General features: G+C 38.3%; 9 protein-coding genes. 1 reads left to right on the forward strand and 8 read right to left on the reverse strand.

Going from position 1 to position 9,239, the window contains the following annotated elements:
* Nucleotides 1–15: 15 nt before the first annotated feature.
* The 4 genes from hemY to ACLBWW_RS09625 all read right to left on the reverse strand — a co-directional run bounded on the left by hemY (nt 16) and on the right by ACLBWW_RS09625 (nt 5,760).
* On the reverse strand, nt 16–1,437 hold the full coding sequence (gene hemY / locus ACLBWW_RS09610; protein WP_048545322.1) for a protoporphyrinogen oxidase: 1,422 nt from the start codon (nt 1,435–1,437) through the stop codon (nt 16–18).
* A gap of 19 nt (nt 1,438–1,456) precedes the next feature.
* Complete coding sequence (hemH, locus tag ACLBWW_RS09615; protein ID WP_048545324.1) at nt 1,457–2,392, reverse strand: ferrochelatase; 936 nt, start codon at nt 2,390–2,392, stop codon at nt 1,457–1,459.
* Nucleotides 2,393–2,406: 14 nt separating this feature from the next.
* A complete protein-coding gene (gene hemE, locus ACLBWW_RS09620; protein ID WP_048545327.1) occupies nt 2,407–3,453 on the reverse strand; it encodes a uroporphyrinogen decarboxylase in 1,047 nt (348 codons plus the stop codon).
* 189 nt (nt 3,454–3,642) lie between these two features.
* Entirely contained in the window at nt 3,643–5,760 is a 2,118-nt protein-coding gene (locus tag ACLBWW_RS09625; RefSeq protein WP_098132597.1) for a transglycosylase domain-containing protein, read from the reverse strand.
* A 127-nt stretch (nt 5,761–5,887) separates the two neighbouring features.
* On the opposite strand from ACLBWW_RS09625, the gene hmoB reads away from it, so the two are divergent.
* Nucleotides 5,888–6,391, forward strand: a complete 504-nt coding sequence (hmoB, locus tag ACLBWW_RS09630; RefSeq protein ID WP_048545330.1) for a heme-degrading monooxygenase HmoB — start codon at nt 5,888–5,890, stop codon at nt 6,389–6,391.
* 189 nt (nt 6,392–6,580) lie between these two features.
* Here hmoB and ACLBWW_RS09635 read toward each other — a convergent pair whose 3' ends face one another.
* The 4 genes from ACLBWW_RS09635 to ACLBWW_RS09650 all read right to left on the reverse strand — a co-directional run.
* Complete coding sequence (locus tag ACLBWW_RS09635) at nt 6,581–7,999, reverse strand: PH domain-containing protein (protein WP_098221527.1); 1,419 nt, start codon at nt 7,997–7,999, stop codon at nt 6,581–6,583.
* Nucleotides 7,992–8,468: a PH domain-containing protein gene (locus tag ACLBWW_RS09640; RefSeq protein WP_001182711.1), complete on the reverse strand. Its 477-nt coding sequence runs from the start codon at nt 8,466–8,468 to the stop codon at nt 7,992–7,994. Before ACLBWW_RS09640 ends, ACLBWW_RS09635 begins: the two co-directional genes overlap by 8 nt.
* Nucleotides 8,469–8,542: 74 nt before the next feature.
* A complete protein-coding gene (locus tag ACLBWW_RS09645) occupies nt 8,543–8,839 on the reverse strand; it encodes a hypothetical protein (RefSeq protein ID WP_048545358.1) in 297 nt (98 codons plus the stop codon).
* Nucleotides 8,840–8,996: 157 nt separating this feature from the next.
* The coding region (locus ACLBWW_RS09650) for a zinc ribbon domain-containing protein (protein ID WP_447614013.1) at nt 8,997–9,239 on the reverse strand (243 nt) is incomplete at its 5' end.

Genomic DNA, 9,239 nt, shown 5'->3' on the forward strand with positions numbered 1-9,239 from the left:
GGCGTTTCTTATATTTTATTGTGCGAGTAATTCCGTCTCCATTACTTTTTCCAAATGAGATAGTACACGCTTTGCGGCTTTCTCACCTTGATCAATACAGTCCGGAAGACCAGAACCAGCGTAGGAACTACCTGCCAAGTATATACCTGGCAACTCTTTTTCCATAAATGTTGTGAGTTTCTTCATTCGCTCGTTATGGCCTACTGTATATTGGGGCATCGCTTCTTTCCAGCGACTTACGACTGTAAACTCAGGATCCTCTGTAATATCCATCGTCTTTCGTAAGTCTTCTAGTACAAGCTGAACGAGTTCCTCTTCTGTTTGTTCTACAACCGCTTCATCACCAGCTCGTCCAACGTAACACCTAAGAAGCGTTTTTCCTTCTGGTGTTGTATGTGGCCATTTTTTATGTGTCCACGTACATGCTGTAATTGTGTAGTCGCTATTTCGAGATACGACAAACCCTGTGCCGTCAATATCGCGCTGAATGGCTGATTGCGGGAAAGCCATTGCCACATTTGCAACTGATGTAGACGGAATATTGCGGAAGAAACGAAACTGCTTGTACTGTGCAAACATAGATGGCAATACTTTATGTGAGCTTGCCACTACGACCGCGTCCGCTTCTATTTCTTTTCCGTTACTAAGAGTAATCGTGTAAACATCACCAAGTTTTGCAACTTTTTCAATGCGAGTTCCCTTTATTATCGTACCTTCATGTATCTTCGCTTCGAGAGATTCTACTATAGATTCTAAACCTGTTTTCACTGTTTGGAAGATTCCCTTTTTCGGTTCAGATTTCTCTTTTTTCAGAGCAAGCGTACGCATACCGAGTGAAATACTGCGATGTTTCTGCTCAATTTGATACATTTGCGGGAATGTTGACATTAAGCTCATTTCATCGATATCCCCTGCATAAATACCCGATAGTAATGGTTCTATTAAATTTTCAACCACTTCGTTGCCGAGGCGATGTCTGAAAAAATGCCCGAGTGATTGGTCAGATACTGGCTTTGACCTGGGCATTAACAGATCAAAACCAGCTCTTAGTTTACCAATTGGGGAGAACAGCCTGGAAAATAGAAACGGCGTAATTTGCGTTGGAATTCCCATCATCGATCCGCTCGGCATTTTATGTAACCGATTGTTTACGAGGATAAATGATTGACCGGCCTTATTATTTACAAGTTCATCACCAAGACCTAATTCTCGCGCCAGTATAGAGGCACTTTCTTTTCGTGCTAAGAAAGAATCCGGTCCGCGTTCAATTGTAAATCCATCTTTTCGAACGGTTTGAATTTTCCCACCAAGTTTACCAGATGCTTCTATAAGTAATGTATCGATCGGCAAGTTCTTGTCATGAATATCTTTTTGTAAGTTATACATTGTTGTTAATCCTGTGATGCCACCGCCGATGATTACAACTTTTTTCCTCAAGCATGCTCCCCCTTTCTTTTTACAATACAGATTCTTTTTTCTTTAATACAACATCTGTTAAGCAATCAATAAATGCGTCCGATGCATTTGGCATTTCTGGACGATAATATTTTGCGCCAATTTCATCTGTTACAACTTTACACTCAAAGTCATTGTCATATAAAACTTCTAAATGTTCCGCAACAAATCCAACTGGTGCATATACGAATGAAGTATAACTGTACTTTTCATTTAATTCTCTCGTTAAATCTTGTACATCTGGACCAATCCAAGGATCTGGTGTGTTTCCTGCACTTTGCCAACCTACTGCATAGTTTGCTACTTCCGCTCCGCGCGCGATATAATCCGCCGTTTCATTTAATTGATCTGGATATGGATCGCCAAGCGCGATAATTTTTTCTGGTAAGCTATGTGCAGATACGATTAATACTGCTTTTTCACGCTCTGCTTCTGACATACCGTTATATATACCTTTCACTGCATCAACCCAGTACTGGATGAATTTCGGTTCTTTATACCAGCTATCAATGCCGTGAATTGTTAAGTTTCCAAGTTTCTCAGCTTCTTCTTGTGCTCGTCCTACATACGATTTCACGCTAAATGTAGAATAGTGTGGCGCAAGAACAAGTGCGATTGCATCTTGTATACCGTCGTTATGCATATCTTTCACTGCATCTTCAATGAACGGTTCGATATGTTTTAAGCCAAGATACATATGGTACTCTACTTCATCTTGTACTTCATTTAAACGCTGTTCTAACTTTTTAGCTTGCTCTAATGTAATAGTAGCTAAAGGAGAAATACCACCAATTGCACGGTAACGCTCTGTTAGATCCTCTAGCATTTCAGGACTTGGCTTTCTTCCTCTACGAATATGTGTATAGTAACGTTCAATATCTTCTTCTTTATATGGCGTTCCGTATGCCATTACAAGCAAACCAATTTTCTTTTTCATACAGCAATGCTCCTTTACTTCGCTAACTGCCCTTTAGAGTATTCATGAATAAATGTAGTTAAACGTTTTAATGTATCTGGATTTACTTCTGGGAATACACCGTGTCCTAAGTTAAAGATATAACCAGGCTGTTTCATCCCTTGATCTAAAATACCTTTTACATGTTCTTCAATAACAGACCATGGTGCAAGTAAGAATGAAGGGTCCATATTACCTTGTACCGCCTTATGAACGCCGCGTGCACGCGCCTCTTCGATCGGTAAGCGCCAATCTAAACCTACTACATCAAGCGGTAAGTCGTGCCATTCATTTACTAAATGCGCAGCTCCTACGCCGTGCATAATCATCGGTACACCCATCGTACGAACTTCTGCAAAAATACGCTCCATTGCTGGTTTAATAAATATGCGGTAATCTGCTACATTTACTGTTCCAACCCAAGAATCGAAAATTTGAACAGCTTTTGCTCCTGCGTTAATTTGCGCTTTTAAATATGTAATAACCATATCTGCTAGCTTATCCATTAAAGCGAACCAAGCTTTCGGCTCTGCATACATGAACGCTTTCGTATTATGATAATTACGAGATGGACCGCCTTCAATCATATAGCTCGCTAATGTAAATGGAGCTCCTGAAAAACCGATTAACGGTACGTCTAACATTTCTGTCGTTAATAAACGAATCGTATCTAATATGTACGGTACGTCATCTTCTGGATTGATTTCCCCTAGTTTTTCTACGTCTTGTAAAGAACGAATTGGATTATCAATAACTGGGCCAATACCTGATTTAATTTCTACATCCACACCAATTGCAGGTAGTGGTGACATAATATCTTTATACAGAATTGCTGCGTCTACGTTATATTGATCCACTGGTAACTTTGTAACGTAAGCACATAACTCTGGATTGTGTGTAATTTCAAATAAAGAATACTTTTCTTTTATCTTTCTATATTCCGGCTGCGAACGACCTGCTTGACGCATATACCATGCTGGTACATAATCAGTACGTTCCCCCCTACATGCTTTTAAAAATGTCTCATTTATAGTTCTTACCAAGACCCTTGCTCCCTTCCTTGCCCATGCTTTTTCTCTAAATACGTTCTATTCCGATATTTATCTTTTTTTACTATACAGCTTGTAAAAACAAAATGCATAACATTATGTACGTTGTTCATGAAATTGACACAAACATTCGTAAAACCGCTTACTATTTTCACAACATTCTTATTATAGCACAGAGAAAAACTATGGTTTAGCTACTTTTGACTTTTCTCCTTCACGTTTCGTTTGTGTGTTATATGGTACAACGTAAAAACTCGGTTTTGAAAAGATGTTAACGAACTTTTCCTCATATTCTCCGGCACCATTTACAGTGCCTACATGCGTATGAACTCCGTTTTCCACTCTATAAATACGATACATAATTCTTTCATCTGGAAGTGGTGTCCAGCTTAATTTTGCTTTAAATAAACCGAAAGGGCTAAACGCTAATTTCATTTTCACATCTTCAATCTTGCGCAAACGAATCGGAGCACCGATTGTTTCCACACCTTCTGGTTTCATAAACTGCTCTTTCTGTTCTACATTTGCCTTCGTTAAAATTTTCTTAAACAATTTCGTTGCTGACGCACTTTCTCCTTGCAACTGATGCTCTTTATCTATGCGGTCATAACCAATCCAAACAGCACCTACTAAATTTGGTGTATAGCCGACGAACCACATATCTCTAGCTCCATTTTCGTCATTTGGCAAGGAAGTTGTACCTGTTTTCCCAGCTAACGCCCCGCTATATACACCGGCTTTCGCTGTCCCTTCCTTTACAACTCCTTCTAACATTTTCGTCATATACCACGCCGTTTGTTTCGAGAATATTTTCGTTTCTACTTTTGGCGATTCTCCAATAACTGCACCGTGTCTATTTAACACTTTATCAATAACGTGCGGCTCAATAATAGCACCATTTGCTAAAAACGCACGATACATTTTTACAAGATCAAATGGTGAAACACCATTTTTCAATCCGCCAAGCGCTGTACTTAACCCTGCGTCTGCAATATGAACATTTCCTTTCTCTAAATATTGCTTTCCTTCTTCTACCCCTAACTCATTTAATAAAGAAACTGCCGGCACATTTGCTGACTCTAAAATCGCATCGTACATCGTCATTTCTTTCGAATATGAATGGTTATAATTTCGAGGTTCATAGCCTTCAAATGAATTTCTTTCATTCGTCAATAAAGAATACGGATTATACTTTTTCGTTTCGAGTGCTGGTGCATAGACGATAAGTGGTTTTAGCACAGAACCGGGCTGTCTTTTTGCGAAAATACGATTAAAGCCTCTCGGGACGTACTTTCTTCCGCCAATCGCCGCTTTAATTCCGCCCGTACGATTATCCATTAATAAAAAAGCACCTTGCGTCCCCTCTTCTTTCCCAGGGAAATTCCTTGCATCTTGAAACTGGTTATACGCTACCTTTTGAATCTTTTCATCCATCGGTACGACAAACGTATATCCTCCGCGCAGTACTTCTTGATGAGACAATCCGTATAAACGAGCTGCTTCATCTATAACCATATCAATATACGGCATATATGCGAGTTCATTCTCATCTAAGTTTTTATAAAGAGCAATGGTCTTTCCTTGATAACGTACGCTATCTTCGGCAGTCAAATAGCCTTGTTTATGCATAAGTGACAATACGAGATCACGGCGCTCCTTACTCTTCTCTGGAGAGAAATACGGTGAATATCCATTTGGTGACTTCGGAAGACCTGCAAGCATCGCTCCTTCTTCTACTGTTAAATCTTCTACATTTTTATTAAAATACAACTTTGCTGCTGCTTGAATACCGTAAGCCCCATGCCCAAAATAAATATGATTCATATACATTTCAAGAATTTGTTGCTTCGTATATTTTTGCTCTAATTGAAGGGAAATTGCGACTTCCTTCAATTTACGCGTAACTGTTTTTTCACGAGTTAAAAAAACGTTTTTAGCGAGTTGCTGCGTAATCGTACTACCGCCTTCGACCTTCTCTCCAGCTAATGTATCTTTATAAAGAGCACGGAATATAGACGGATAATCAATTCCTTGATGCTCATAAAAACGAGAATCTTCCACCGCAATAAACGCCTGCTGGACATGCTTTGGAATTTGCTCGACTGGTACGAGATCTCTATTTTCTACATATAATTTCGTAATCTCTTTCCCTTTCTGGTCAACGATACGTGATGAAGAGTGGAAAACGAGCTGCTTTTCATCCATCATATAGCCACCAGCTAACACAATAAGTTTATAAAGTACAATCGCTAATACTAGCGTTGCGAATCCACCTAATAAAGTCCACTTTACTTTCTTCATACATCGGCCTTCTTTCCAAATGATGGTACATTTATTATTTGAAAAAGAAGTATCTTTATGTATATAATCTTCGAAGTTTTTTAAGAGAGTTGATATAATAGAAACAAACCATTAAGGGGGCATTAAAATGAAGGCTATTATTTCATACGAAACACCTCTAGAACAAGCACATTTCACTGCAAAAAATAATGAAAAAAATATGTTTTATAAAGAAAATACAGAAGAATCAGTAGAATCAGCGCTTCAATATGACGTACTAGACGCTGTTGGAGAATTTAAAGGACAACCTGGCTATATCGTTTGTAACAACATTTCTGTAACAGACGAAGGTCGCCCAGTATTTGAAAACCGTTTTAAAAACCGCGCAGGCCTTATTGAAAACGAACCCGGTTTCCAAGCAATCCGCGTTCTACGCCCATTAAGTAACGATACATATGTCATCTTAACGATGTGGGAAACAGAGCAAAACTTTAAAGATTGGACAGAATCACGTTCATTCGAAAACGCTCATAAAAAACGCCCTGCACAAGCGGAAGGACAAGCTCAGGCTCAGGTGCATCCACATGCAGAGCAGCAGAAAAGTATTTTCTCTCGTCCGTCATTTGTGACTACTTTTGATGTGTTAGTTTAAGGACTGTTGTACTGTGGTTTCTCCAAGGCTACGGTACATGAAATTATATGAGCGATTTTTCGAATATATCGGCGCAACTCGAAATATATCAGCGATTTTTCAGATATATCAGCGATTTTTCAGATATATCAGCGATTTTTGAAATATATCGACTTATCGACAAATCACGACATAAAAAAGGAAACACCGTTACGCACCGGTGTTTCCTTTTTCTTTATACCAATTATATATGAGAAGCGCGTCCTCTTTTCGCATATGCTTCACATTATACCTATGTCCCGCTACTGATACGGCAGCTGTACATAACTCGTCATTCTTTTGAAAATGCGACTGATTGTATCCTACCGCTTGAACGTGCCTTCTTCGCATGATCCCCGTATATTTCGCAAGACCACGGTATACCATGACTAACTGATTGTCTCGTATCATATATCCGCCACTTTTATACCGAGCGTATGCAAGCAACGTAAATATGATAAATAGTGGTATTAAAGTGAACAACGCAATATTTTGTTTGAAATATATACTCGTACCGATGATCGGCAGTGCGAGCACAGCACTTGTAATCCAGCCCATTATTACGTAACGACGTAATGCAGCCTTCGGTAAATGAACGATTTCCTCTTCCATTTCATACGGTAACTGCAAATATGTAAGTAACTGCTGGACATCTTTCTTTTTCATAAAAGGATGTAACATAACTTCATTTCCAGCTGCTTCTATACTTTGAATGACTTCCACTTCGACAGAGCAATAACCGAAAGGCTGGCGGAGAATTCCTTCTTTCACAGTAATCGCTTGAATGCGGTGTAGTTTTAAAACAAACTCTTTCTTATCAAATAACCCTTGTACGATGCGAATTTCATTTCCGTTTCGCTCTATTTTAAAGTTCGCATATTTTAACGCATAACCAGCTGTTGAAATGACCCACGAAACTGCCATTAAAATCGCGGCCATAACGATTAATTCATATACACCGTTATCCATCACATACGCTTCCACTTTATTTATGAGCCATTCTGGAAGAAATTGATTAAACTCTGTGTAAATAAGAAGTAATCCTGAAAACACTAATCCGAATCTACCAGACGTAATGGAAGCTGCTAAAATCTCTTTCATCGTTAACTGATAAATCGTCTTACTTTCTTCTGCCATGGGTACTTCTTCACTCGCAGCGCTTCTTTTTTTATTTAATAAAGCAATCAGTTCCTTCGCTTCCTCTTCTCTAATGCCAGCTAACATCACTTCTGGCTCACTACCCCCGCCGGCTACTTCAATATTTAATTTCGTCAATCCAAGCACTTGATAGATGATGTTAGAAGACGTACTAATATTTTGCACACGTTCTTTATTTAAGTAACTTTCTTTCTTAACGAACACACCGTGCTTAATATGTAAAATATTATTCTCAATCCAGTACACTTTGAAATACCATTTTATAGCTGAGAAAATTGCCATAATAAATAATATGGCCAAAAGAACAAGATGAAAGAAATACCAGGGTTCTACTTGACCATCTGATCGAAATAAAACAAGAAAAATAAAAGGCAATAAACCCGCAATTCGAATACCTAATAATATCGTGATCGGATGTTGCCTCTTATACATCCTCATCACTCACTTTCGCAAGTTCTCCAATTTGTCTTTTCAGCTGCTCTGCTTCTTCCTTCGTTAAACCTGGAATACTATGAGAAGTTGCTGCTGTGGAAATATGTAATTCTGCTAAATTATACTTTCTCATAATCGGGCCTTGTTCAATCGTTACGTGCTGCACACGAATCATCGGAATAAGTACGCGTTTTACAACGAACATTCCCTTTTGTATCTCAATCTCTTCTTCATTTAATCTGTAACTATAATAACGTTGACGTAAATTTGGAAACACGAAATAATCAAGCGGGATAAATGTAATAGCGCCTGTTACTAATAAGCCAAACAACCAGCCCCACCAGTTAAAATTGATCATAAAAAAGAAATACGCAATTACGACTGCTAGTATAACTGCCGCCCCAATTAAAGCGTGGATTCGCCACACTTTCAGCATATTAGAATGAATCTCCCTTTCTAACGGCTGCATCTCATCACTCCAATTATATAAATGTATTAATTATATATTAGTTGGTATATACATATTTGTAAAATTATAGTTTTCTACATCGTATCAATCATTTCCTTAAAATTCCCTTCATTAATCGAATACACTTGAAACTGAATGTAATCTATTTCATTTGTATTCGGACAGGCATATGGCAAAATGTTAAATTTAGAAGCAGATCTTCCTAACATATCTACAATCATTAGAGAAACGTCAATATATTCGAAGTCTACACGGAATACTACCACTTCTCCCGTAAATTCATAATCTTTAATCGCATCATAAGACTTATTCGCACTAATTAACATCACCTTGAATAGTTGGTTTAAATTTTCTGGTTTAAAATTAATCATATACGCAGCTGCTACTAAAAATATAGACAAATGTATATTCTTAGAGTATTCCTGCTTCTACGTGCCCTGCCTCGCTAATCACTTGCTACTACAGTTTGCTATGACACTCCACAGGCGTAAATTCCGATGTAGCCCACCGTACATATATACAATCTATTTACGTTAGTATTGTATATTTTTTTGCTTGTAAAAGGTTGATCGCTGCGTTCAAATCTCTATCCATTACATTGCCACATTCACATGTATATACTCGGTCAGATAGTTTTAAATCCGCTTTCTTTTGACTGCAACATGAGCATAGCTTTGACGATGGATAAAACCGGTCTACTTGACGTAATTCAATTCCATATTCCTCACATTTCGTCAAAAGCCACGTTTTAAAAGCAAAAAAAGACTGCTT

The sequence above is a fragment of the Bacillus sp. M5A3_1b genome (assembly GCF_053345335.1).

What these genes read in the sequence shown, in the direction of transcription:
- ACLBWW_RS09625 (WP_098132597.1), bottom strand. Translation starts at nt 5,760, where the DNA reads ATGAAGAAAGTAAAGTGGACTTTATTAGGTGGATTCGCAACGCTAGTA.
- hemH (WP_048545324.1), bottom strand. Translation starts at nt 2,392, where the DNA reads ATGAAAAAGAAAATTGGTTTGCTTGTAATGGCATACGGAACGCCATAT.
- hmoB (WP_048545330.1), top strand. Translation starts at nt 5,888, where the DNA reads ATGAAGGCTATTATTTCATACGAAACACCTCTAGAACAAGCACATTTC.
- ACLBWW_RS09645 (WP_048545358.1), bottom strand. Translation starts at nt 8,839, where the DNA reads ATGATTAATTTTAAACCAGAAAATTTAAACCAACTATTCAAGGTGATG.
- ACLBWW_RS09635 (WP_098221527.1), bottom strand. Translation starts at nt 7,999, where the DNA reads ATGTATAAGAGGCAACATCCGATCACGATATTATTAGGTATTCGAATT.
- ACLBWW_RS09640 (WP_001182711.1), bottom strand. Translation starts at nt 8,468, where the DNA reads ATGCAGCCGTTAGAAAGGGAGATTCATTCTAATATGCTGAAAGTGTGG.